Annotated in this window: 22 protein-coding genes; 6 read left to right on the top strand and 16 right to left on the bottom strand. The window is 41.5% G+C overall.

The window, feature by feature from the left end; all coding sequences use genetic code 11:
* Window positions 1–6 precede the first annotated feature (6 nt).
* Window positions 7–1,482 (bottom strand): sensor histidine kinase, encoded by a 1,476-nt coding sequence (locus AC5JM2_RS23250; protein WP_495837185.1) that lies wholly within the window; start codon window positions 1,480–1,482, stop codon window positions 7–9.
* 338 nt (window positions 1,483–1,820) lie between these two features.
* Between AC5JM2_RS23250 and AC5JM2_RS23245 the strand changes: the two genes are divergently transcribed.
* The gene (locus tag AC5JM2_RS23245) at window positions 1,821–2,489 is read left to right on the top strand and encodes a general stress protein (protein WP_495837184.1); all 669 of its coding nucleotides are present in this window, start codon (window positions 1,821–1,823) and stop codon (window positions 2,487–2,489) included.
* A gap of 316 nt (window positions 2,490–2,805) precedes the next feature.
* Window positions 2,806–3,291 carry a BON domain-containing protein gene (locus AC5JM2_RS23240; protein ID WP_495837183.1) on the top strand — a complete coding sequence of 162 codons (486 nt, stop codon included), beginning with the start codon at window positions 2,806–2,808 and terminating at the stop codon, window positions 3,289–3,291.
* A gap of 259 nt (window positions 3,292–3,550) precedes the next feature.
* Here the strand turns inward: AC5JM2_RS23240 and AC5JM2_RS23235 are convergent, their stop codons facing one another.
* The 9 genes from AC5JM2_RS23235 to AC5JM2_RS23195 all read right to left on the bottom strand — a co-directional run bounded on the left by AC5JM2_RS23235 (window position 3,551) and on the right by AC5JM2_RS23195 (window position 11,117).
* Window positions 3,551–4,837, bottom strand: a complete 1,287-nt coding sequence (locus tag AC5JM2_RS23235) for a hypothetical protein (RefSeq protein WP_495837182.1) — start codon at window positions 4,835–4,837, stop codon at window positions 3,551–3,553.
* 35 nt (window positions 4,838–4,872) lie between these two features.
* A complete protein-coding gene (locus AC5JM2_RS23230; RefSeq protein ID WP_495837181.1) occupies window positions 4,873–5,508 on the bottom strand; it encodes a hypothetical protein in 636 nt (211 codons plus the stop codon).
* 1,501 nt (window positions 5,509–7,009) lie between these two features.
* Entirely contained in the window at window positions 7,010–8,173 is a 1,164-nt protein-coding gene (gene bioF, locus AC5JM2_RS23225; RefSeq protein ID WP_495837180.1) for an 8-amino-7-oxononanoate synthase, read from the bottom strand.
* Between the two features lie 58 nt (window positions 8,174–8,231).
* On the bottom strand, window positions 8,232–8,645 hold the full coding sequence (locus AC5JM2_RS23220; RefSeq protein WP_495837179.1) for an HNH endonuclease: 414 nt from the start codon (window positions 8,643–8,645) through the stop codon (window positions 8,232–8,234).
* A 2-nt stretch (window positions 8,646–8,647) separates the two neighbouring features.
* Complete coding sequence (locus tag AC5JM2_RS23215; RefSeq protein ID WP_495837178.1) at window positions 8,648–9,028, bottom strand: hypothetical protein; 381 nt, start codon at window positions 9,026–9,028, stop codon at window positions 8,648–8,650.
* A 132-nt stretch (window positions 9,029–9,160) separates the two neighbouring features.
* The gene (locus AC5JM2_RS23210; protein WP_495837177.1) at window positions 9,161–9,400 is read right to left on the bottom strand and encodes a hypothetical protein; all 240 of its coding nucleotides are present in this window, start codon (window positions 9,398–9,400) and stop codon (window positions 9,161–9,163) included.
* Window positions 9,401–9,507: 107 nt separating this feature from the next.
* Window positions 9,508–9,663 carry a hypothetical protein gene (locus AC5JM2_RS23205; RefSeq protein WP_495837176.1) on the bottom strand — a complete coding sequence of 52 codons (156 nt, stop codon included), beginning with the start codon at window positions 9,661–9,663 and terminating at the stop codon, window positions 9,508–9,510.
* A gap of 72 nt (window positions 9,664–9,735) precedes the next feature.
* Window positions 9,736–10,371: a Holliday junction branch migration protein RuvA gene (gene ruvA, locus AC5JM2_RS23200; protein ID WP_495837175.1), complete on the bottom strand. Its 636-nt coding sequence runs from the start codon at window positions 10,369–10,371 to the stop codon at window positions 9,736–9,738.
* Window positions 10,368–11,117 (bottom strand): sucrose-phosphate phosphatase, encoded by a 750-nt coding sequence (locus AC5JM2_RS23195; protein WP_495837174.1) that lies wholly within the window; start codon window positions 11,115–11,117, stop codon window positions 10,368–10,370. Before AC5JM2_RS23195 ends, ruvA begins: the two co-directional genes overlap by 4 nt.
* 243 nt (window positions 11,118–11,360) lie before the next feature.
* Between AC5JM2_RS23195 and AC5JM2_RS23190 the strand changes: the two genes are divergently transcribed.
* Both AC5JM2_RS23190 and AC5JM2_RS23185 read left to right on the top strand, forming a co-directional pair.
* Window positions 11,361–11,510, top strand: coding sequence for a hypothetical protein (locus tag AC5JM2_RS23190; RefSeq protein WP_495837173.1), 150 nt, complete (start codon window positions 11,361–11,363; stop codon window positions 11,508–11,510).
* Between the two features lie 365 nt (window positions 11,511–11,875).
* Window positions 11,876–12,448: a DUF3611 family protein gene (locus AC5JM2_RS23185; RefSeq protein ID WP_495837172.1), complete on the top strand. Its 573-nt coding sequence runs from the start codon at window positions 11,876–11,878 to the stop codon at window positions 12,446–12,448.
* A 100-nt stretch (window positions 12,449–12,548) separates the two neighbouring features.
* Here the strand turns inward: AC5JM2_RS23185 and AC5JM2_RS23180 are convergent, their stop codons facing one another.
* The 6 genes from AC5JM2_RS23180 to AC5JM2_RS23155 form a co-directional block, all read right to left on the bottom strand.
* A complete protein-coding gene (locus AC5JM2_RS23180) occupies window positions 12,549–12,722 on the bottom strand; it encodes a hypothetical protein (protein WP_495837171.1) in 174 nt (57 codons plus the stop codon).
* A 364-nt stretch (window positions 12,723–13,086) separates the two neighbouring features.
* Window positions 13,087–13,287, bottom strand: coding sequence for an exodeoxyribonuclease VII small subunit (gene xseB, locus AC5JM2_RS23175; protein WP_495837170.1), 201 nt, complete (start codon window positions 13,285–13,287; stop codon window positions 13,087–13,089).
* Between the two features lie 79 nt (window positions 13,288–13,366).
* On the bottom strand, window positions 13,367–13,942 hold the full coding sequence (locus AC5JM2_RS23170; RefSeq protein ID WP_495837169.1) for a TMEM175 family protein: 576 nt from the start codon (window positions 13,940–13,942) through the stop codon (window positions 13,367–13,369).
* Between the two features lie 106 nt (window positions 13,943–14,048).
* Window positions 14,049–15,296: an exodeoxyribonuclease VII large subunit gene (gene xseA, locus AC5JM2_RS23165; protein WP_495837168.1), complete on the bottom strand. Its 1,248-nt coding sequence runs from the start codon at window positions 15,294–15,296 to the stop codon at window positions 14,049–14,051.
* 771 nt (window positions 15,297–16,067) lie between these two features.
* Window positions 16,068–17,105 (bottom strand): WD40 repeat domain-containing protein, encoded by a 1,038-nt coding sequence (locus tag AC5JM2_RS23160; RefSeq protein WP_495837167.1) that lies wholly within the window; start codon window positions 17,103–17,105, stop codon window positions 16,068–16,070.
* A gap of 323 nt (window positions 17,106–17,428) precedes the next feature.
* Complete coding sequence (locus AC5JM2_RS23155; protein WP_495837233.1) at window positions 17,429–19,513, bottom strand: protein kinase domain-containing protein; 2,085 nt, start codon at window positions 19,511–19,513, stop codon at window positions 17,429–17,431.
* Between the two features lie 866 nt (window positions 19,514–20,379).
* Here AC5JM2_RS23155 and AC5JM2_RS23150 point away from each other — a divergent pair.
* Window positions 20,380–23,364 carry a leucine-rich repeat domain-containing protein gene (locus AC5JM2_RS23150; protein WP_495837166.1) on the top strand — a complete coding sequence of 995 codons (2,985 nt, stop codon included), beginning with the start codon at window positions 20,380–20,382 and terminating at the stop codon, window positions 23,362–23,364.
* A gap of 45 nt (window positions 23,365–23,409) precedes the next feature.
* Window positions 23,410–24,096, top strand: a complete 687-nt coding sequence (locus tag AC5JM2_RS23145) for a DUF4926 domain-containing protein (protein ID WP_495837165.1) — start codon at window positions 23,410–23,412, stop codon at window positions 24,094–24,096.
* Window positions 24,097–24,456: the final 360 nt, after the last annotated feature.

The following is a 24,456-nucleotide window of genomic DNA, read 5'->3' as shown; positions in this document are numbered from 1 at the left end:
TAGTCTTCACTGACTGGTGACTTCTAAAGGAAGAAAAATCGTTAGCACTTCTCCATGACGTGGGCGATCGCGCACAATAAGTTTACCCCCAATCGCTTGAAATAAATGCTTGGTTGCGTTAAGATTCAAACTTATCGTACCTGTTTCCGGCTGGAACATGAGAAGTTGACCTAAAGCTTTGCGAATTGGCGGTGTGCATGGAGAGCATGACATTTTTCCATTGTCTCCCGCCTGAGTTAAGGGTAATAATTGTAATTTTAGTTGATCCCCAGCAGGGATGACCTGTACTTGAATATGACTACCAGCCGGTAAACTACGAGTAAAATTCTCCATCAAACCCGTCAGAACCCGATCTAACATAGTAGGATTACTTACCACAGTTGGTAACTGCTGAGGTAAAATGACATCCAAAGTCAAGTTCCGTCGATTGGCTGCTTGTTCCCAACGTGGAATGCTCTGCTGCAACACTTGCTCCAGAGACATTGCTGTAAGTTGAGTATTTGTAGATTTTACAGTCGCAGATGTTTGTAGTTCTGCAGCTCTAAAGAGCAACTCCATACGATCAATTTGCTCGGTGCATTCATGATCAATAAGCTGCAAACGTTTGATCACATTGGCAGGTAAATCACGCTGTTTGAGCAGTAAACGAGTGATAGTGCGAATCGTTGTTAAAGGAGTGCGAACTTCGTGAGCAAAAGCCTGCAGTAGTTCTACATCAGGACGAGTATGGGCTTGTGATGACGTGCCCAAAGACACATGTGGCGAGGCTGAAACGGTTTGTGCAAACTCTGAATGTACCGACGTCCCTACATCAGCGCTTTTTGCTATTTCTGTGTTTTCTTCTTGTTCTGGAAATTGTGTCAGCAATAAACGACTAAACTCCATCACTACGCGGTAATCTGGAGCGACTGGAGAATATTTATGTACTAACTCTTGTAAATCGGCAAACAGATCCGGATTGCTGACTACAACTCTTGCTCCCAGCGATCGCCATGCTAACTCAACAACCTCTGGCTCAAAAGAAAATGAAAAAGTCTTGTTACCATTGATGTCTTCTGCTAAAACCAACACTAATCTGAATTGCTTGGTGAAAACCAAACAAAACTGCTCCCTTGCCAACGGATCTGTTGCTAATACAGGTAAAACCGACTCACCAGGAGCAAATACATCTGTTACAGCCACATCAGGAGGCATTTGAAATGGCATCAGTGCCAAGGGGTTAAATGGCTTTGCCGTAAAACTGACAGTTTGCAAGTTTCCAGCCAGTCTTTGATCGCTGAAAACAGGTGCTGGCGCAGCTAAAACTAATCCTTGTGCAGTTTCTTGAGGTGAAGCGCTAGAACCGGTTTTCAATAACAGTTGTTCTATTGCTGCTACGCTGACGCGCCACTGCTGTTCTGCTTTGGCAGATGAACAGGCAGCCAGTGTTGATTGACTATTTGCTAAAACTTCGCTTAGACTTGGCAAGATCCATTTGTACACAAGTTTTTACCCCCTGAATAAAGACCGCTCGACAGTGTCTTAGGCAGGCATTTACTACTATTATTTATGAGGTTATAAGTATTTGTTTCTTAGTGAAAGTAGTATAACCGAACAATAGAAGCGCAATTTCCCCTCGTAAAGACGAAAGACGTGAAATGAGGTTATGATTTTTCCAAATTTCCATTTGGGCAAATAACCAATCTATTGATAGATAGTTAGCTTAACTTGCGGATGATGCAAGTTGGAGCAAACCAAGGCAAAACTGTAATATAAGCACGAAGCAAACCAAAAGCTCTATATTTTTGTGCTTTTTTTAGCTATTTAAATGGAGGAGTAAAATGGCTTTAGGTAAACAAAACAAGCGTGCAGTTGGCGTCTTTCCTAGCCGTCGTGAAGCTGAGTATGCACTTACCGAACTCAGAGACGCCGGTTTTCCAATGAATAAGGTTTCTATCATTGCCAAAGATGCTGATCGTACCGGTGAGATTGCTGGTGTCGAAACGCAAGAACGTGTTGGTAACAAAGCTGATGAAGGAGCTGCTGCTGGCGCAGTCACAGGTGCAACAGTCGGAGGCATTACCGGTTTACTCGTAGGCTTAGGAACCTTGGCAATCCCTGGCGTAGGTCCTATATTACTCGCCGGTGAAATCGCCACAACTCTGGCGACAGCTGCAGCAGGTGCCGGAATTGGTGCAGCTGCTGGTGGGCTATTGGGTGCACTCGTTGGTTTGGGAATTCCTGAAGAACGAGCCAAATTATACAATGAACGAGTATCCCGTGGTGATTATCTGGTGATAGTAGACGGGACAGATGACGAAATTCGTCGTGCGGAAACTGTTTTGACAAACCAAGGTATTCAGGAGTTTGGAATTTATAATGTACCTGGTGTTGTAGATACTCACACAGATTATTCTGGCGGCGTTGTGAATAATCAGCCTTCGGTAAGAGGCGTTGTGAATAATCAGCCTTCGGTAACAATTGTTGACAGTCGGGATACAACTGTTTAGTAATTGATAAGTTATCATCAAAAAACTACTTTCTGTGCACTTGCAAAGATTCGCTCCTGAACCTCACACACAATTACCTCACACACTAATTAACAGTACTCAGTTATCAGTAAATTCCCGTAACTAAACTATGGAGATATCAAGAAAGATTTGTTTAAATGTATCCATTTAGGAAACATTAAACCAATACAAGTGTTTTTTGCATAAGCCACTAATGTGTTCTTATCTCCGTGTTTTAGATCAAAGGGTAACTGTTTGCTGTTAATAGCTACTTGTGTCAATGAATTTTTTGAAATATTTTAGTTGGAGACAGAAGATGAACAAGTTTATTCCATTGATCATTAGCGGTGTCATAGCTGTTGGTGCGTTTGGTTGCGAAACCCCTTCAAAAACAAGTGCAGATGCTCCCTCAGGGACAAATGAAAATGTTAATGCTCCAACGCAAGACACTGCTCAGAAAACTCAAGAAGACGCCACGAGTCAAGTTCGTAAAGGCCAAATAGAGTCTGATATTAGAGCACGCGAACAACGTAACAACACGACTGGTGGTGATGCCAAAAGAACTGATAGTGATTTAAAAAGCGAAGTTCGTGGTAAGTTAGAGGCGAATTTACCAGCCAGTCAGTTAACAGTTGACTCTAAAGAAGGTGCTGTAACAGTGGCCGGAACAGTTCCCACACAAGAACAGCTCAATAAAATTCCCACTTTGGCACAAGAAATTAAAGGTGTCAAAAGTGTGAAGGTGAATGCAAAAGTTGCTCCAGCAAAACCTTCATCAAATACAAATAATAAACCTCAGTAAGAAGTTTTGTTGTTCATAAGCTGACGTCAGTATCTACCTAGCACAAATTTCAAAACGAACGCTCGCATTCTTTAAGCAAATACAAGAATGCGAGCGTTTTCTACACCCCGACTCATCTGAATACAGAAACAAAGAATTTAACCTCTAGAACACCGATTGATTAAAACACAAGACTAATAAACCCTGTTTTAACGTCTTTTACAACCAAAGATTTCTTGTTGTAACCGAATGAAACCTGGTTTTTTCGTCATGATTCCGATTACTGGATCGGTGTTCTAGTTTGTATGCGCCACTGCTTGTGATTTAGTACGTAAAGGACAATGATCAACAACACAAGCGGCGTTATTGTTGTTGGTTCTGGTACCTTCTTGATTTCCGTTCCTGGGGGAGTTTTTACAGGATTAACAGACACTACTTGAGTAATTTGGTTGTTGCCACCAGAACCACCACCACCGCCTGATCCAGAAGGAGAACCACCACCAAAAGAACCAACTGGAGCTCCACTTGAAACGATACTTGATCCGTGATTGTGACCAGAAGAGCGATCTCCACCACCACCAAAAGCAAGAAGAAGTAAGGCTAACAGAGGAAGGGCAGCAAGCCAGCCAGTTGGAAAAGAACTTCCTCCTTCTTGCGGGAATAGAGCAACTTCTGCAAGGCTGGGAGGAACCTCAAGGTTCATCGCTTCTGGATCTAGCGCTACTGGAGTTTCCCAGGAAACGACATCTCCAGCCAGAGTATCCTCACTCAACGAATTAATTGCAGGAATGCCAAGATTTGGACGTCCAAGTTCTGCTGCTTCTGGTGAATAGGGCATTGAGAGGTCTTTGAGAATTGTCTGTTTAAGAGACTCCTCATTCCCAGATTTCAACACACGCATCGAACTGGAAAGTTTTTCCGAGTAAAATTTGGTCAGTTCTGGCGCTAAACCCAAAGCTTGAATCTGCTGCTGTGCATCAGGAATTTTTGCCACCTCTTCAAGCAACAGACGTCCATAAGAGTATTTCAAATCCAGTAAGCCATTACGGGGGTCAAGTGAGTTCCCGCTTCCCTGAACTGCCCAGTAAAAGTTTTTGGCAACCTGTCCCAAACCTTCTTGGGGAGTTTGATTGACTGTTTGCCCAAGAAGATAGCGATACCCATCCACGATACTGGGATTGCCATTCTCCCAGAATGAAGCGTACGGTATTTGAGTCAGATTGGGGTCATTTCCGTAAAATTTCGCAAAATTCTGGTAGTTTTGTTCCCCTCCAGCTGCTTGCATCAGCAACTGTTCATGAGTTGGTCCACCATTTGACTCAACTAACTTCTGAAAGACTGCTCCTGCTTTGTTACAAGCAGCACCAAATCCTACACTACATCCAGGAATACCTCGCATTTGAGTCAAATCTCGACCCGATAGCTGGTACTGGAGATAGTTGTGCTCAAGTCCTGGTTGAACACCATAGTCTCCAACTTTCAATTGAGCAGAAGCAGATTGAGATGTATTAACTACTGTTGCTAAGGACGATAGGGTGACAGCGATTGTTTTAACTTTTGACTTCAAGGGATTTACCTCCAACAACTAATTTTTAATGCAGCTTATGAGACAGGAGAGGAAGATAAATTCTCAGGTGAGCGGATATTAATGGTGATTGCTGCTCCCTTAAGTTTTCCGCCTGTAACAGAGTGGTACATAACAACTCCACCGCTTGGTTGATCAAAGAGGTAACCACGATTAGAGAGTTGTACTTTTCCTTGTTTGACAAAGGAAAAGAAGGCATCTAGATATCTGCGTATACTTTCACGGTTCCCTTGATTTGCCTTTGTATGCTTTTCTATAAGCATCATGAAGAAGTCTAAGCTGCGGTTTTCTTGCCCTTGCGGGAGAACACCCCTATCTAGAAAAGAACTGGCTACAAGCTTTCCATTGACTTGTTGCACTTTAAAAAGGGTATAGTAACGTCCTTGCTTTCTAGAATCACTAACATAACAAGTCCAAGAACCATCTGAATTTTGTGTAAAACCTTGCTGCCCCAAGTAAGAAAGTGGAGAAGGACTTTCTTGACTGACAGCCGGAGGTAACAAATCTTCCACTGCATCGGAAGAGCAAATTCTCTGCGTCATTTGTTGTTCCGGAACTGTTGGAGTCTGTTGGGCTGTTGCGAAGCAAGGTATCACAGCAACCGCAGATATAGAAATACTAAATGTAGTAAGTAAACGAGAAATTATATTCATGTTTTTTACGTATAAGTTATTTCAGAATACCTTTTGTCAGAGGATATCTTTGATTTATTAATTTGCACCTATATACAATTATTCAGACATTGTTTCCATATTTAGATAAAGTCCCTATAAATCTTTAAAAAGAATCTATGAAAAAATCGATTTATCAGAACAATTGAATTTAAAAATATTTTTTATATGTAGAAATATTAAATGAGAACAAAACTTACCCTTACTTACCTTTTCTCTAGTAATGACAAGACTTACAAGTATTATTTTTGTAGAGAAAAGTATTGAAATTCTTAATGAGCTTTAAGTGTTTTTACTATTAGTATTGACTTAAAAAGCAATTCAATAAAATATTTTTATGAAGATTTTTTTAAGTTTATATAAAGTTTCCGGACAATTGATTTTACAGACTTTCCACTCTTTATACAATTCATTCCTTGTTAAAAGAGCCACAGGAGATTTGTATCTAAATCTATGTCTAATAACTCTACGGCTTGAATATTGACTTTATAAAATAGAAATTAGCTATGTAATTTAAAGAGTCTATAGTTGATTCATGACAGTTTTAAGTATAGTTACTATTGTTTACTTTAGTTTGCTTTGATAAACTTTTAGAAAAGTATACTAAGTAGATGCGCGTACATCTTGCACTTTTCTGCTTCCACTCAACAGTCTTGAGTTCTTTCTAACCGTTACCGCTATACCTATGGCTTAGGCAACGGTTGATCGTAACGGCCTTTAAAGCAGCCTCTTGTGGAGGAGATACGAACAAACATTCTTTGTTCAATTAACAGCAGTTGACGCTAGGTGCGCGTCTCCTTAATCCACTGGCTGTTCTGTGCTGGAAAACTCTAGTCAAGCACTGGCTAACTTAAAAGCGGAAGTGGAGCATCTGTGCTTTCAAGTGTTGACTCCCGGAACGAATAAATGCCCAAGTTGTAGGCGTGACAGCTAATTAACTTAGTTGGTCTAATTCTTACATAAAAATGTATAAATTGGCATTCTAAGTTGTTATGCTTATTTAAAATTTGTTGGGAATAACTGTTAGTTAAATTATTTATACCAAGTATTTGAGATATCATGCTGTGACCAAAATCACAATTTTAGTGTGCATATTTGCATGCTCACAAAAGATGACTATCATTGAAATTATTCAGCACAACTGTAAGGTCAGCACTGCTGCCTGAATACAGAAGTTATCAACTTACGAAGAATGGCGAGCGTTATTCACTGGCTATCTGAGTTCGTCAATTGACCTCTACCCTTGTTTTACCTCTCCACAACATATCATCTCAATTCTCCAGGAACCTTATGATGATTGGATTTTAGCTTTGATAAATTCTTTTTGTTAAATGCATAATTTGATTGAATCAACTCATGCCAGTTATGAGAAAAAGTTCAACAGGTACAAAATTATCAAGTGATGAAAAAAATCTCTGGCTTTTGGAGCAATCGTAGTATTATTCTTCTTAACTCAGGCAAGAAAAGATTAATTAGATTGAGTTTAGATACTGCTCAAAGCTTCTAGCAATTTATCAATATGAGTCAATTTATGAGTTGCCATAATAGAAATTCGTATTCGACTCGTAGGAACAGTAGGGGGACGAATAGCAGGAGCAAAAATACCAGCTGATTTTAGCTGTTGCCCAGTATTGAGTGCATCTGCTGCACTTGATAATTCAAAACAGAGAATGGGTGATGAGGACGGTAACAATTTTAGGTTGGGTAGTTGCTGTTGTATAACCTGTTTCAGTTGGGCGACATTCTGCCATAATTGAATGCGGCGTTGTGGTTCTTGCTGTACTATTTTTATGGCTGTGAGTGCTGCTGCCACATCAGCTGGAGAAAGTGCAGTAGTATAAATCCAAGTTGGTGCACGATTCCGCAAAAAGTCTATAATGGCTGTACTTCCAGCCACATACCCGCCTAGACTACCTAAAGCTTTACTCAAAGTGCCAATTTGAATCAACTGGCTTCCTCTACATTCAAAATGTTCTACGCATCCAGTGCCAGTTTTTCCTAGTACCCCAGTGGCGTGCGCTTCATCAATCAGCAGCATACAGCTAAATTCGTCCGCTATCTCCAACAGTGCTGGCAAAGGACACAAATCACCGTCCATGCTGAAGACGCTATCAGTGATGATTAAGCAACGTCGATAATTTTGCCTTTGTTGACTCAGCTTGGTTCTTAATGCCTCAACATCACAATGAGGATATTCAAGAATCTCAGCACCACTGAGGATTGCCCCATTTTTCAAACTAGAATGATTATACTGGTCAGATAAAATCAAATCGCGCTTGCCTACAATAGCACTGATTGTCCCTAAATTCGCTAGATAGCCAGAACTAAAAACCAGAGCGTCTTCTGTTTGTTTAAGTGATGCGATCGCCCTTTCTAAATCTCTGTGTAATTTTCGATGCCCGCTGAGTAATCTAGAACCAGTGCTACCTGTACCTAATTCTTGGGTAGCGATCGTTGCTGCTGCAATTAGTCGTTCATCCCCAGCCAATCCCAAATAATCATTACTGGCAAAATTGATCACCTCACGCCCTTCCAAAAGTATAGTTGCTCCTGGAAGACCGTGAATTGTTTGTACTGAGCGATACCAGTCAGCGCGGTGAATTGTAGCCAGAGATTCTTCGATCCAAGCGTAAGGGTTTGTGGACATGGTAAAGAAATGATTTCGATTTTTTAAAACCTCATCCTGCTTAGGTTGAGCTACTTACCTACGGATATTGTCCTTGACTCATCAATATTTGTCGTTCAAGCACGCGATTGGGAAGATTAAACCGAAGTAATTTAGCAGTTGCTTGACCAATTTGAGTTTTACCTTCAATTTTCGCATTTTCAATATAAAAATGTTCATCCCAAACCTGACGACGGGGATTAAACAAAGGAACAATTTCTTTAGTAACTTGGTCTATAGTTGCGAAGTCAGAACCTTTATGACGGTTACAAGATAAACATGAAAGTGCCAAATTATCCGCAGTGGTTTCACCCCCATGTTTTACAGCAATAATATGGTCTATTTCATGGGTATAAATGGAAAAATCCTGATTCATCAGGCAGTATTCACAGCGGTTTGAAGCTCTTTTTCTGACAAGCTTACGCAGATCTTGCAAAATATAGTCAGAAGTCATGTTTACTCATCGCGACGGGAAGCTCGTGCCTTTAATAAAATCATCATATGCTCTAATTGCTCGTAAACATCTAACTCAGCTGATTCCATTGGACTTAGTGTTGCAGAGCGGTTTTTTTCTAATAATTCTGACAACCGCGTTTGCGCTATTAGTGAAACTTTAAAAGTAATAATTTCTTCTAGTGTTGGACGCTGAATTAAAAAATCAAGAACTTCTTGATAAACTGCGGGAATATCTGTAGACTCCGTTTTAGCTGTCGCTTTTGAATTTGTTGGTAAATTAGCAATATCTAACAATCGCCAAAGCAATTCGGGTAAACGATTTTGCAGAGGTTCCAAACGTGATAGCAGTTCATCAGGAATGTGAATCGTTAATTCTGCCATTGGCGCTTTTGCACTATATGAGCGTATGCTTTGTATCCCAATTATAGCTTTGGAATCTATCAACAAGATTGTAATTGGGTGAAGCTATATCCCTGGAGCGTAACAGGATATTAGTATCTAACAAATAATAGGTCATACTTCATCATCGTAGATATTTTCTCGCTGCAGAGCTTCATCACAGAGGTTAGCATAGCTTTTTGGAGCTGTATCTATCCATTCGTGCCAAAGTAATAATCTCTCTTCTGGTGTTTGAGGTTTACTGGTTCGTAACGTTAAATGCTTGTTACTAAGCTTTTGTTGAAATAGTTTTTGCTCTTCGGGGGAGAGGTTTAGTACCGCTTCCACCAGGGAGTTAACAAGTTGTACATTCATGGTTTATATGCGAGTTTCTTTTGTCACGCTATGCAATGGCGACAGACACTCCTACAGAATATCGCCTTATTATATAGAACTCAGAACTCAGAAGAAAAGATGAATTTTCATGTGTTCTGGTGTATGCAGTTCATGATGGCTACTAATTTTACTGGCGTTCCACCATTGGCTGTAGCTTCTTCAGCCTTGGCTTGGCATTTCCTGTATGCTTCAGTTTCATCTTCTGTCCAGACATAATCTGTCCAAATCTCAGGTGTGTGCATCAGGATTGTCCATCATTTCTACAGCATACTCCTGATAATAAGAGAGTACAAATGTTCTTATACTGTTGGCTACTACTGACTATATTCAGTGCTTAGATGAGCGATCGCCTGTTTAATCCACTCTTCCACATAAGCATCTTTAGGAAGTCCAATATCTTCACTGACGACATGCAAGGCATGACTCACCTCATTGGCAGTGTAACCCAATGCTAGGAGAGTCATTTGTACTTCTTCGATAATACCTGGTGCTGGACCGCCTGTAGCGACGAAGAAGCCTGCTGTCTTACGCCACTCTACTAACTTGCCTTTGAGTTCCAAACAGATGCGTTCTGCGGTTTTTTTGCCAACACCAGGGGCTTGAATAAGTAATTGAATATTACCTGTGATAATCGTCTGCACTAATTCTGGCAATTCCAAAGTGTCCAACAGGGCGATCGCTATAGCTGCACCAACACCACTAACACCTAACAAGTGGCGAAACACATCTCGTTCCCCCGGTGAACCAAAGCCATAAAGCAATGGTACCTCTTCTCGAATTTGATAATGGGTAAAAATCTGCACTTCACCTCCAGTATTTGGCAACTGCTGTGCCAGTCGTGCAGGGATTTGCAAATCATACCCAATACCATTGACTTCCAGAGTCAGAGTATGGCGGTGAACACTATTGTTTTGGATAGCAGCAACAATGCCTTTGAGATAGCTAATCATTCTAAGAAACCAAAGTGTTTTAAACCTTCCAGTATTCCACCGGCACAAAAATTTGTTGCCAGGTAACGATAGTCGGCAGGATGTTGGTTATACCATTGGAGTAGCTCTGGGCGAGCATTTCCGACAATAATTCCTCTTTCACTGCCAACAGAGAATAAAGCAATATCATTACCAGAATCGCCACAAACAACCGTTACCTCTGCTACAAATTTCCACTTTTGGCGGAGAAACTGTACTGCCTGTCCTTTATCGCTTCCAGAAGGTACAATGTCAAGGTCTATACCGCTACTATAGATTAAATTTACGTCTAAACCAGATTTTTGCAACTCTGACTCCAGTTGGGGTAAAACCTTTGCTGCTGAGTCTTCTTGAAGGAAAAAACTCACCTTGAAAGAACCCTGTTCTGAGTCAGGTTGCGGAACTAACTCAGGAAAAGCAGTCGTCGTTGACACTATAATGTCACGGTTCCAACCTGATGAAATTTTTTCTGACCATTCTGAATCAGGAGTATCACTGCCGTCAAGATAAATTTCTGTTCCTACAGATAGAATCAGGGCATCGGGTTCTAAAAGATTTTTTTCATCTTTGATCTGTTGGTAAAGAACGGGCGATCGCCCTGTGGCATAAACAATCTTACTACCGTACTCTTGGCGTGACTGTTCTAGGCGATCCTTCAGTTCAAGCAGCGCGTTGTCGTCACCTACAAGAGTATTGTCTAAATCAGTTACGAATAGGAATTTAGCCACAGCAACCTCTTTTGTTAGCTTTACCACCAAAAAAAAGTTTATGCTGATTTGGTACCAATCTCATCTGTTTTTAGATTTCAATAGGCAAGTTGACCAGTTGTGCTCAAACCGAGATTGGATAAACCGAAACGATTTACAGGTTCTGAATTTTATATAATCAGAGAATAAAAAAAGCACGACTTTCTTGAGTATCTGTATAAAATCGTACAATATCGGAGCTTTTTAAAGTGGCGACGACCATCTTTGCTGTTTCTACATGGCTTGGCTGCTAAGCGCAATCCTCTTCACACCCTCAAAACCTTGTTAGGACTTGCGATTGAAGCTAACAAACAAGTGAAAATTCCCCGACTGCCAGACCAAGATGAAATTGGCAACTTCTCTCTTGTCTGCTGAAGGGACGAAATCTCGGATAAATTGTGTTGCGGATCATGGTCTGGCTCCCTTCCCGTTGGGTCAGACTACCGTTTCGCGCCCTCAGTGTTACTGATCGTTTGGTCGATGAACCCGAAGGTGACCGCGAGCGCCTTCAGATTGGCATCGCGTGTCTGCTGTCTAAATTGATTACTACCTACTATAAAAAAATGTCTGCTCGCTACATCCTTCTATAGACTGACTTAACTTAGGTTAATATTTGATACCTAGACAGGATGCGCTGCATTGGCTGTTAGCAAACTATATATTTATCAAGTTTTTAACCTATATTTTTTGAATAAATACTAGCTTTCCACTTTTGCCTACTAAATTTAAGGAGAATGAATATGTCAAATGACTTAAATTCATACCTACCTGCACCGACTAAACAACGATTTGCAGCCACCTTCGGCGTAGTAAGACCGATTAGCTTCTGGGTACAGTTAGCACTAGGCGCTGTTTCTAGCTTGGCTTTGTTGTTAGCTATATTTAGCCGTAGTTCCACTGTCCAAACAACGACTAATTCGGTCATGGGGTTTGGAGTCTTTTTAGGTATTATTGGAATTTTAGTGCTGTGTTTCAGGCTTTATTGGGTTTTCCGCTATAGGCGTTTAGACAAACTTTTACAGTCACCTAATCGTGAATTATATCCAAAGAAAGAGGACGTAATTCAAGTATTACAAACTGGGTTAATTGTCAGTTTGATAGGGCTATTGTTAGCTTTTCTGGCATCTGAAGTGACCGTTATTGCTGTACTATCGAAATCGCTAGCTCTGCCTCAAGGAGTGGCAGTCTATAGACCTGAAAATGTCATTCGTCCCCTAGATCTTTTTGTAGTTTTGACAAACGTCAACCTGATTGGTGCTCACTTTTTCGGAAGTATGACTTCACTTGGGCTGCTTAACTGGTTAGATCAATAGTAAATAGCAGTGGCTCGGATGTTGCATCTGGGCGAATTCAGTAGCAGTTCACGATTTATACTCGTTTGGTTTAGGACAAGTTAATTTTTTAGAAATTCAACTACAGCGTCATCAAAGCAACAGGTTCAGTATCAGGATCGAAACCACCAACCTGATGAGTTCGCAACACCCACGCCTCAGCACTTTGTTTAACAAATGCTTCAGTCACCTCGTCACTGGTCAAACGAGGTAAGATAGTGCGCCAAGTTAGCAAACTTCGGATTAAGTTTTGCACTGGATCATCTTCGGTGGTGCTACCTAATACCTCAGCACGATTTTTTCAGTCTGCTCGTGCCGTTCCCCAAGGTAATAGTACGTGAGTTCGACGAGAATCGGGAGCCAAAACGCTTATGAGGCAAAGTTTTTTGAAATTAAGGTAACGATCAACTTTCCGCATAGTTGAGAATCAAGTCAACAATTGACCTAATTAACATTTCATTAACTTTATTCTCAATAAGTCCAGTAGTTTTATGAACAGCTAATTTTCCAAACTACCTGTAGGCAATGATTTCAGAAATAAAAGTTTGTAAAACTCACTTAAAAAGATATAGAAAGTCGTTAGTTTTTAGTAATAATTATTAAAAACACACAACAAAGAACTATTCATCCTTCAAAGTTTCAATTAACAAATCCACCTTTTGCTGTCGATCCTGCAAAAAACCCTCACATTGGCGCAAAGACTCAACAGCCGCTGCAAATTGCTCAAACACTTCTTCTAATTCCAAATCACCCGTCTCAATGCGAGCAATAATTCTCTGTATTTCAGCAACTTTAGCTTCGTAATTCCAACCTTGATTCATAAAAACTCTCCGCATCCTCTTTCTATTGTGGCGATGGCAATGGCGCAGAGCGCCCGCCCCTTTGGGGCGATTGCACTCTTCAGGGAATCAGAGTCTTCTCAATACGACGGTCGGGAATGAGCCACATGACTGCGACTAGAATGTATAACAAACAGGCAAACCATGAATTGACAAAAGCAAGTGGAATTGCCAGGGCATAAAACACTAGTGATACTTTGCCCTTCAAGTCTCGACCGAGTGCGATCGCCAAAGTGGAATCTCTGCCATGATGACCAATCAGAGTACGGGTCAAAATTATGTAAGCTAACGCAGCAAACAACAATACCGTACCATAAAGGGCAACTGGTATAGCGGCGAAATGGTTCTCGCCCATCCACCCAGTGACAAAAGGAATTAGCGACAACCAGAACAGCAGATGCAGATTAGCCCAAAGGATAGAACCATTTACATGTCTGACTGCCTGTAACAGGTGATGATGGTTGTTCCAATAAATGCCAAGATAAATAAAACTAAGCACATAGCTTAAAAATACCGGGATCAGCGGACGCAACGCCTTTAAATCATACCCATGCGGCACTTTCATTTCCAACACCATAATGGTGATCAAGATGGCTATCACGCCATCGCTGAATGCTTCTAACCTCCCTTTCCCCATCTGTGTACGCCCTCCTTTTGTGCTTACATTTCCAAACCAACAGAACTTCCAGAGTGAAATACGACGTGTTTTGCTGCTTTCATCAATACGCTACTAAGCTCAAAATTTAATTGTTAACTGTTCCTGGTTTTTCCGTAACTTTAACTTTAATATCACCTTGACCCAACTGAACCAACAACTCCTCTCCCACACTTAACTCAGCAGCAGAACGAGCGATCGCACCATTTTGCTGACGCACCACCGCATAACCACGTTGTAAAACAGCTTTAGGATCAAGAGTAGTTAACTTTTGGCGCAACATTTCTATATGCTGCGTTGCTTGGTGTAATTGCGTTGTTGTCGCACGCACCAATTGCTGACGCTTCCAACTGAGTTCCTGTATTTCCTGCTGCACTTGTCGATCTAACCGTAAGCGCCGCAGACGGTTTCGCTTTTCTTGCAGTTTGTTTTGTGCTGTTTCCAAACAAAAAGACACGCTTTGGTGTAAAGCAACAACTCGTTGCTGATGCTGAGTATATAATTCTGCCAGTGCTGGAACAACCAACTCCGCCGCAGCTGTCGGTGTATGCACTGCAGCATCTGCCACTAAATCTACCAAAGACTCATCCCTTTGATGACCAATCCCAGTAATTACCGGAATGGAACAACAAGCAACTGCTCGCACGACTCGTTCATCATTAAAGCAAGCTAATTCCTCAACTGCACCACCACCCCTTGCTAAAAGTAGCACCTCAGCACGTCCATCCATCTCCACTCGTCGAATAGCATTCACTATAGATTCTGGGGCTTGCTCACCTTGGACTGTAGCAGGAGAAAAGAGAACGTATAAACCAGGATACCTTTGTTTGAGAGTTTTTTGAATATCGCCCCAAGCAGCAGCCGTGGGTGAGGTGACAACAGCGATTGTTTGGGGATTATGAGGAAGCGATCGCTTTGTTTGGGAATCAAATAACCCCTCAGCCTGCAACCGTTTTCGCAGTTGCTGATAACGTAGCGCTTGTAAACCAACGCCAGCTGGCAAAGCTTGCCAAACAGAAAGCTGATACTCTCCCCTTTGAGGATAAAGCCTTATACTACCTAAAATAATTAACTGCTCACCTCGAACAGGCATTTGTGCCAGTTTTGTCAATTGACTATTCCACACCACACACTTAATTGCAGCACCACCATCAGGATCTTGTAGCGTAAAAAATAACCCACTGCGATGCTGGCTGGCGCTGGAAACTTCTCCAGTCACCCAAACTCGTTGCAATTGTTCGTCTTGTTCTAATAAAAAGCGGATGTAATCAGTTAAACCAGCGACCGAGAGGGCTGTTTCAGGAATCTGGTTGGAAGATCTGTCGGATTTTATCATTGAAATTTAGATAAAGAATCAAGGATATTTTCATTGTGGGAGAAAGTTGTGTTATATTGAATAAAGGTGAATAACCCGGAGCTAAAAACTCCGCCTTTTTGATACTAAGACCGCTTAGGCAACAAGGAGGTGATGCCCATGATAGAAAGTAGTACAATTATGGGTCATCAAGTTGCAGTTAGCCGGCTGTGTGCCGGGGCTGTTCTCTAGCAGTTAGCTCTAGTCTTTAATTAAGACTTAGATTAACTAATTGGCTAGGCTAGCTTGGAGTCCCTTCCGGCAGTCTGGTTGCAACTTGAAGACCCGCTACACCGCTCTAGTTCTAGGTCAACTGACCTAAAACTAGAGCGGATAGTTTTATGTAGAGTAATTGGAACCATTGTGTAATACTTACCCAAAGCTAGTCCAAAGCTAAATATACAGGCTAAAAAAGTGGAACTCCCAAATGAACGGGTACGTAGTGCAAATTTTCTGGGAGGTAACACGAGGCGACTAATTTATTGGCAATCAAACAAAGCGTTAATAAGCTTTTGCGAACAATATCTGACTGAGTTCGTTGTTTGTGCTTGCAGTAGTGCACATACTTTTTGTTTTTTCACATACTATAACTTTTTCTCCGTGACCGTTAATTCCGCACAGGGTAGAAGCCCCCGGATAAATCCTGTCGAACTAATCCAAAATCTAAAATCTAAAATCTAAAATCCAAAATCGACTGAGTCTCTAGGTGTTATGTTGCGAGTGCTTGCATTTAGTGTAAACTCCAGTGATTCATCATCTTGACGCAAAGTGCCAAACCTTAATCGTCTTATCAAAACTACCACTAACAAGGGTCTTACCATCTGGACTAAACGCTACAGACCAAACTCTGTTGGTATGCCCCGTCAAGGTGGCTATTTGGTTTCCCATGGCTACATTCCAAAGTTTAATAGTTTTGTCCCAACTACTGCTGGCAATGGTTTTCCCATCTGGGCTGATAGCGACAGATAAAACCTTACTAGCATGTCCTGCAAGGGTGTTGATTTCTTTTTGTGTAGCGATTTCCCACAATTTGATTGTCTTGTCCCAACTACCACTTATGAGGGTTTTTCCATCTGGGCTGAAGGTGAGAGAGGAAACAGCCTCAGAGTGACCTCTGAGGGTTTTAGTTTCTTTTCCTGTGGCTACATCCCATAAATTAATGCTGCTGTCAAAATAGTTACCACTAGCAAGAGTCTTTCCATTTGGGCTAAACGCAACGGTGTTAACTACGTCACAACTACTTTTGAGCGTACGAATGATTTTACCGGTAGCCAATTTCCACAATTTAATAGTTTGATCCCAACTACCACTAGCAAGTATTGAACCATCAGGGCTAATAGCAACAGTTTGAACTGAAGCTAAATGTCCAGTCAGAGTCCGGATTTCTTTTCCTGTATCCACATTCCACACTTTGATAGTTCGGTCAGTACTTGCACTTACAAGAGTCTTTCCATCAGGACTAAATGCAACTGAATTCACCCAATCAGAATGCCCTACTAGAGTCCGGATTTCCTTGCCTGTATCCAGATTCCACAGTTTGATAGTCTTGTCTCCACTGACACTGACAAGAGTGTGTCCATCAGGGCTAACAGCAACAGCTAAAATTGAGTCTGAGTGTCCGCGAAGGGTAAATGCTTCAGAAAATTTTTCCAAGGGTGTTGTTTGAGGTTCACTCTCGTGAGAAGATGCACTAGTAGTAGCAGCAGGCGAAGATTCCAAATACCAAATACAGCCAAATCCTAAAAGTGCGATCGCCACACTCGCCAACACTTTAACTTTTGAATCAGTCATGTTCACAGAACCCTTGCAAAATCTAAAGTTGTGCTGCTCTCATATTGCTATCTTTGTGAAATAAAGAGCATGATTCTTTTGTGGGAATATGTTTATTTACTGATTGAAGCGATAATATTCCAGATTTGTGATCACAAAGTTGTCAGAAATCCCCACTCAGGATTCAAAATGACGAATGTACGATCAGCAAAGCAGTGTTGCACCGACATTTTCCACGCCCTGTCTTAGGCTTTCCCGTAGAGTCATCTTCAATTGGGAAGGGTTGGAATCCTCAACCAAAAAGATTATTCTCACTTGCTAAATTGTCACATTAGAATTCTTCTTTAAAGAGACGTTTGCCAAATCCTAATAGTTTTATCGTTACCTCCGGTGACAAGAGTTTTTCCATCTGAACTAAAGGCGAGAGATTGAATCCCGTCCGAATGACCTTCAAGTGTGCGGATTTGCTGTCCTGTTGCCAAGTTCCACAGTTTGATAGTCTTATCAAAACTGCCACTGGCAAGTATTCTACCATCAGGACTAAACGCAACACAGGTCACTTTGCCAGAATGACCTTCAAGTGTGCGGATTTGCTGACCTGTTGCCGAATTCCACAGTTTGATCGTCTTATCAAAACTGCCACTAGCAAGTATTCTACCATCAGGACTAAACGCCACAGAAGTCACTTTGCCAGAATGACCTTCAAGTGTGCGTATTTGCTGTCCTGTTGCCAAATTCCAAAGTTTAATAGTTTTGTCAAAGCTACCACTGGCAAGGGTATTGTCGTTAGGACTAAACGCTACAGAGCGAACTGAACTAGAATGTCCTCTGAGTGTACGTATTTCATCTGCTGTTGCCAAATTCCAAATTTTAATTGTGTTGTCATCACTGCCATCAGCAAGTATCTTACTATCATGACTAAAAGCAAGGGTATTGACTGAGTGAGTATGCCCGTACATAGTGCGGATTTGTTGTCCAGTTGCCAGATTCCAAATTTTTATAGTTTTATCTTCACTAGCACTCGCGCTAATGTGTCCGTCTGGACTGAAAGTTATGAAATTAACTGTGTTGGTATGACCGCTAAGAGTGGAGATTTCTTGTCCCGTGACCAAACTCAACAGTTTAATAGTATCATCGCTATTACTTGCAATTGCTTTGTTATCTGGGCTAATAGCGACGGATAAAATTGAGTTGGTATATCCTTTGACTGTTGAGGCTAATAAAAAGTTTTCTAAAGGAGCCGACTGTGTACTATGAGAAAAAATCATTTCTCGATTTGTCGTGCTACTGTTTTGCTGACTCAAGCTAGCGGAGATTCTCATTTCTAGCCAATGGAATTGTCGATACCAAAATTCTCCAGTTCCAAATAGTATAATTGCACTCCCAGTTAATAGCAAATTTCTCAACGATAGATATGGTTTTGATATGGATTGCAGTTGAGTAATTGAGAATTTTCTAATGTGCTTTATTTGAGTTACGGCTGTTGATGGTGATTGTCTTTGCTGCTTGATGAGCAAATCAGCAAGAACTTGATGAGCTGATTGATAGCGATGCTCTATGTCTTTTTGCAATAGCTTGTCGAGAACCTCTGTTAATTCTTCAGTGATTGGATATCTCAGGTACTGTTGCCAATCTTTGACCCAGCTATATCCATGTTCTGTCCATAACTTAAAGGGCGAAACTCCAGTTAGTAAATGAAAGCAGGTAGCCCCAAGAGCAAACAAATCACTGGCTGGATAAGCAGCACCGTCCCTAATTTGTTCAATCGGGGAATAACCTTGTGAACCAATCGAAGTCCCGATTTTCATCTGTGCTTGTGCTGTCAACTGCTTTGCAGAACCAAAATCAATCAGAACTAAATTTTTGCCTATTCCCGAAACCGTTGTTTTTGAGGATAAAGAAGCTTGACAGCGAATAATATTTTGTGGCTTGATATCTCGATGAATCACTCCTTGCTCATGGATAAACTTGAGAACAGGCAGTAAATCTAGCAAAATTTTCTTAATTTCATTACAGTTATACTTCTTCTTTTGTTGCAATTCCGTCAACAAATTTTGACCATCAATAAACTGCTGTACCAAATACAGATATTTATCTTGTTCAAAGTAAGCCAAAAGCGTTGGTATTTGAGGATGTGTTCCAAGTTCTTGTAGCCGCTGAGCTTCTTTTTCAAACAATTCTATTGCTTTTTTGAGTGCCCAGGTTCCCTGGATTCTTGGTGCTAACTGCTTGAGCACACATAGTTCATTTAATTTATCTACATCTTCTGCTAAATAAGTTCTACCAAATCCGCCCTCGTCAGAAAGAACTTTAATAATATGAAAGCGATTTCGTAGCAATGGTAACAGTGGAGTGCTGCACGTTCTGCAAAACTTTTTTCCACTGGCATTCAGGGGATTTGAACAATCAGGATTAAGGCAGCAGATCATCATTGGTAGGCACGACTGCGTGATAAATTACGCTTAAGTTATTCCTTAAAATTTTCATGATGATTCATCCTTACTCTTATTATACAAAATGTCAATAAAATCGTAATATTTTTTGTTATGATAATTTCACGTATTGGTATCAGTACTACGGGGATTTGTTTAAACAAAATTCATCTTTGTTTGGAAAACATAGTTATACGCATATCTACATAGAGAAGTTTATTAATAACTTAATATCACAAGCTGCTATGCTTTGCAGCTATATAAGTAGAGCAACATTGAAAAACGTAAAATAACGTGAGTTCGACAAGTTGAAAAAGGCACAAAAAAAGCTGAGACTGTCATAAAAGCAAAAATAAGCAAGGTGGGGAGCATCCTAAATGTGTAATACTAAATCCGCTTTTATAACCCTCTTTTAATCCTGGCGACTAGAAGTCGCGGCTATACAGACAAAGTCCGCCTACGCGGACTAATGGAAAAGGGGGTCATTGACCAGGATGTGGTATAAAAACGTATTTTGTCATTGCGTAAGCGCAAGCGCACGAATCGAGCGAACGCGCAGCGTGCCCGTTAGGCGCAGCCGTGGCGTTAGCCATAGGGCATACGGAACGCAGTGAAGCGTAAGTGCAAGCAAAGCGCACGAATCGAGCGAACGTGCAGCGTGGTCACTGAGCTTTGTCGAAGTGTGTCCCCTTGGAACTCAGCAATCGCAAGAATCGTATTTTATGTTTTTTTATGTTGATATACTTACTTAAAGTGTAGTTATTTTCATCATTAGTGCTGAACTGAAAGTTCATAACCCACTAAAAACTCCATTAAAATAATCTTCATCAATCTTTTTTCCTTTTACCCTTTTCCTTGGAATTATGACGCAGGATGAGTTGTTGGTACTGATAGATCGCGCCGTGGCTGAGGGTTGGCAAGAGTTAGACTTGTCGGGGCAGGAGTTGACTGAGTTACCTGTAGAAATTGGTAAGTTGCAGCAACTTGAGTTTTTGATTTTGGGAAAGAAGGTTGAAGGTTATGAAGAAGTAGGAAACCGCGTTCTCCGAAAGGTTTCGGGCAACAATTTAAAAACGCTTCCACTCGAACTATTGGATTTGCCTAATTTGCGTAAGTTGGATATTAGTGGCAATCCTTTAGAGAGCATTCCCGATGTGGTAACGCAAATACTACATTTAGAGGAACTTATCTTAATTCGAGTAGAGCTAACTGAAATACCTGAAGCGATCGCACAATTAACCAATCTGACGCAGCTTCACCTCAGTGACAACCAAATAACCCAGATTCCAGAGGCGCTGGCTAAATTAACCAATCTGACGCAGCTTCACCTCAGTGACAACCAAATAACCCAGATTCCAGAGGCGATCGCGCAATTAACCAATCTGACGCAGCTTCACCTCAGTCGCAACAAAATAACCCAGATTCCAGAGGCGATCGCGCAATTAACCAATCTGACGCAGCTTAACCTCAGTTACAACCAAATAACCCAGATTCCAGAGGCGCTCGCGCAATTAACCAATCTGACGCAGCTTCACCTCAGTCGCAACAAAATAACCCAGATTCCAGAGGCGATCGCGCAATTAACCAATCTGACGCAGCTTAACCTCAGTTACAACCAAATAACCCAGATTCCAGAGGCGATCGCGCAATTAACCAATCTGACGCAGCTTAACCTCAGTTACAACCAAATAACCCAGATTCCAGAGGCGCTGGCTAAATTAACCAATCTGACGCAGCTTCACCTCAGTTGCAACCAAATAACCCAGATTCCAGAGGCGCTGGCTAAATTAACCAATCTGAGGGAGCTTGTCCTCAATGTCAACCAAATAACCGAGATTCCAGAGGCGATCGCACAATTAACCAATCTGAGGGAGCTTCACCTCAATGGCAACCAAATAACCCAGATTCTAGAGGCGATCGCACAATTAACCAATCTGACGCTGCTTGATCTCAGTTGCAACCAAATAACCCAGATTCCAGAGGCGCTCGCTAAATTAATCAATCTGACGCTGCTTGATCTCAGTTGCAACCAAATAACCGAGATTCCAGAAGCACTCGCTAATTTAACCAATCTGACGCTGCTTCGCCTCTATAACAACCAAATAACCCAGATTCCAGAGGCGCTCGCTAATTTAACCAATCTGACGCAGCTTCAACTTGATAACAATTTAATTACCAATATTCCATTAGAAATTCTTAATTCAAAAGATGCAAAAGAGATTTTGAATTACTTGAGACAAATTAGCACAAGTGAAACTCGACCATTACACGAAGCCAAACTCTTGCTCATCGGACAAGGTAGCGTCGGCAAAACATCCCTGATCGAGCGACTAATCCGCAATAAATATGACAAAAATCAACCCCAAACCGACGGACTCAATGTACAAACTTGGAACGTGCAGGTCAATAGCAAAGATATCCGCCTGAATGTTTGGGACTTTGGCGGACAAGAAATTTATCATGCCACCCATCAGTTTTTTCTGACTAAGCGCAGCCTCTATCTCCTCGTTTGTAATTGTCGCACCAGCGAAGAAGAAAACCGCATCGAATATTGGCTCAAACTCATCGAAAGCTTCGGCGGACAGTCTCCGGTAATTATCGTTGGCAACAAAAAAGACGAACAACCCCTCGACATCAACCGCAAGGCATTACGCGAAAAATATCCTAACATCCAAGCGATTATCGAAACCTCCTGCCAAGACAATATCGGCATTGATGAACTTCGCACCGCAATTTTGCAGCAAATCGCCAAACTCAAAGAAGTCTACGACCTTTTACCCCTCTCATGGTTTGAGGTTAAACAAAAACTTGAATCCATGCCCCAAGACTTCATCAGCTACAACAGCTACATCGGCATCTGCCACCAAAAAGAGATTCCCGAAGAACAAAACCAAGAGCAACTAATCGACTTGCTGCATCGACTCGGCTTAGTTCTCAACTTCCGCGATCACCCCATCCTCAAAGATACCAACGTCCTCAAACCCAACTGGGTGACAGAAGGTATTTACGCGCTCCTGAGCAATGAAAACCTCAAAACTGAAACCAAAGGCATTTTTATCCCCGCCGATCTCACTCGCATCCTCAATCCAGAGCGATACCCCACCAAGCGTCACGAGTATCTAATCGGGCTGATGAAAGAATTTGAGCTTTGCTTTGCACTAGAATGTCAACCACCACAATTTTTGATTCCAGGACTTCTGCCCAAAGACCAACCAGACGAAACACAACTCCACGGCGAAACCCTGGAATTTCAATACCATTACAAAGTTCTCCCCGAAAGCATCATCTCCCGCTTCATCGTCATCACCCACGAAAAAATTTATAAGCAAATCTATTGGCGCAGTGGCGTAATGCTGCAATATCAAGAAAACAACGAAATCTACAACATCGCTCGCATCAAAGCCGATCCCGAAGACAAAAAAATCTTCATCACCATTCGCGGACGCCAAGAAACCCGGCGCTTATTTCTCGGCATTCTCCGCGATGTCTTCCAAAAAATCCACAAAAGTCTTCCCAATCTCGAAATCACCGAATGGGTTCCCGTCCCCAATCACCCCAAACATCCACCCCTTGACTACCAAGAACTCCTCGGACTCGAATCAATGGGTGAAAGCACAATCACAATCGGCAAACTAAGATTAAAACTAGATTTGCGTCAACTTTTAGATGGCTATGAAGACATTGGAATACGTCAAAGAAAGTCAAAAGGCGATCAATTTATAGAAGGAGACGACTCACCTCTTACAGTTCATGTTAATGTTAGCGATCGCCGTTCTAAAACCATTAACCAACATGGAGAAGGCGATAATTTTGCAGGCGATAACGTAAAAGGCAATAAAACAGGATGAAGATTTTCCCCGTCTCGTTACTTGCTATATTTTGAAGTAATGCCCATGCTTGCAACTCCAAACAAATTCAATTTATTAGATATTGTTGCTCTTAAAACTCCCTTATCTGAACATAACCTCCTTGCTGGTCAAGTGGGAACCATTGTCGAAATCCTCGCCCCCGACGTATACGAAGTAGAATTTAGCGATGAAGACGGTCAAACCTATGCCATGCAAGCTTTACCAGCCCATCAACTCCTAAAACTCCATTACAAACCCCTAAAAACTATGTCTAACACCATCCATCAATACGGCAAAGGCGATAACGTTGCAGGTGATAAAATCCAAGGTGATAAAATCCAAGGTGATAAAAACCAAAATGACTTCAAAAATCCAACTATTGGATTTGTCGCTCAAAACCAAGCCCAAGCTACAGTAAGCAATCTTAATCAAACAAGCGGCGCAAGCGTAACAGAACTAATGCAAATCATCAGCAACCTGCGCCAAACTGTCGCCCAATTACCGCCAGATGAACGCAACGAGATCATCATTGATATTGATGATGTCGAAGCAGAAATTCAAAAGCCAGAAAAAGAACGCAATTTACCCAAACTCAAAAAGCGTCTACTAGCTTTACTAACTGCTGCTAGTGTAATTGCTGCCCCGATCGCAGGTATGACAGACTTTACAAACAATGTTATGGAAATAGCGAACAAATTAAATATCGAACTACCGCTTCCCTCTGGTAAATAGACTTTTCTCACTCCAGAAGCGATTGCGCGGAGCGCAGACGCCAAGGGCGTATCGCAATCTATCCAAGCTCCATATATTCCTATAGAAATTGACTTTTAGTCAGGACTTTTTCAAGTCAGTCATTCATGGGAAAATACCACAACCAAGAATGAAAATACTGTTTCCTGTTCCCTATTTTAAAATCAGTTAATATTTCAAAACATACAGCAGAATAACTCTTGCATAGGACTTACGCACGCGCTACGAAAAAGAGGGGGTTGTGATTGCTTCCGTTCGGTCGCAATGACTATAGTTACGTTGTTCGTGCCTAAGTTCTGTTGTAGATACGCTACACGAACACAAGTCAACAAAAAGGGGTGT

This window comes from Brasilonema angustatum (assembly GCF_059505445.1).
Note: the sequence above shows the minus strand (reverse complement) of the source record. Positions and strands in the feature narration are given on the sequence as shown.

What these genes read in the sequence shown, in the direction of transcription:
- AC5JM2_RS23240 (WP_495837183.1), top strand. Translation starts at nt 2,806, where the DNA reads ATGAACAAGTTTATTCCATTGATCATTAGCGGTGTCATAGCTGTTGGT.
- AC5JM2_RS23215 (WP_495837178.1), bottom strand. Translation starts at nt 9,028, where the DNA reads ATGGCAGAATTAACGATTCACATTCCTGATGAACTGCTATCACGTTTG.
- ruvA (WP_495837175.1), bottom strand. Translation starts at nt 10,371, where the DNA reads ATGATTAGCTATCTCAAAGGCATTGTTGCTGCTATCCAAAACAATAGT.
- AC5JM2_RS23210 (WP_495837177.1), bottom strand. Translation starts at nt 9,400, where the DNA reads ATGAATGTACAACTTGTTAACTCCCTGGTGGAAGCGGTACTAAACCTC.
- AC5JM2_RS23205 (WP_495837176.1), bottom strand. Translation starts at nt 9,663, where the DNA reads ATGCACACACCTGAGATTTGGACAGATTATGTCTGGACAGAAGATGAA.
- AC5JM2_RS23185 (WP_495837172.1), top strand. Translation starts at nt 11,876, where the DNA reads ATGTCAAATGACTTAAATTCATACCTACCTGCACCGACTAAACAACGA.
- AC5JM2_RS23170 (WP_495837169.1), bottom strand. Translation starts at nt 13,942, where the DNA reads ATGGGGAAAGGGAGGTTAGAAGCATTCAGCGATGGCGTGATAGCCATC.
- xseB (WP_495837170.1), bottom strand. Translation starts at nt 13,287, where the DNA reads ATGAATCAAGGTTGGAATTACGAAGCTAAAGTTGCTGAAATACAGAGA.
- AC5JM2_RS23230 (WP_495837181.1), bottom strand. Translation starts at nt 5,508, where the DNA reads ATGAATATAATTTCTCGTTTACTTACTACATTTAGTATTTCTATATCT.
- xseA (WP_495837168.1), bottom strand. Translation starts at nt 15,296, where the DNA reads ATGATAAAATCCGACAGATCTTCCAACCAGATTCCTGAAACAGCCCTC.
- bioF (WP_495837180.1), bottom strand. Translation starts at nt 8,173, where the DNA reads ATGTCCACAAACCCTTACGCTTGGATCGAAGAATCTCTGGCTACAATT.
- AC5JM2_RS23160 (WP_495837167.1), bottom strand. Translation starts at nt 17,105, where the DNA reads ATGACTGATTCAAAAGTTAAAGTGTTGGCGAGTGTGGCGATCGCACTT.
- AC5JM2_RS23155 (WP_495837233.1), bottom strand. Translation starts at nt 19,513, where the DNA reads ATGATCTGCTGCCTTAATCCTGATTGTTCAAATCCCCTGAATGCCAGT.
- AC5JM2_RS23145 (WP_495837165.1), top strand. Translation starts at nt 23,410, where the DNA reads ATGCTTGCAACTCCAAACAAATTCAATTTATTAGATATTGTTGCTCTT.
- AC5JM2_RS23245 (WP_495837184.1), top strand. Translation starts at nt 1,821, where the DNA reads ATGGCTTTAGGTAAACAAAACAAGCGTGCAGTTGGCGTCTTTCCTAGC.
- AC5JM2_RS23220 (WP_495837179.1), bottom strand. Translation starts at nt 8,645, where the DNA reads ATGACTTCTGACTATATTTTGCAAGATCTGCGTAAGCTTGTCAGAAAA.
- AC5JM2_RS23150 (WP_495837166.1), top strand. Translation starts at nt 20,380, where the DNA reads ATGACGCAGGATGAGTTGTTGGTACTGATAGATCGCGCCGTGGCTGAG.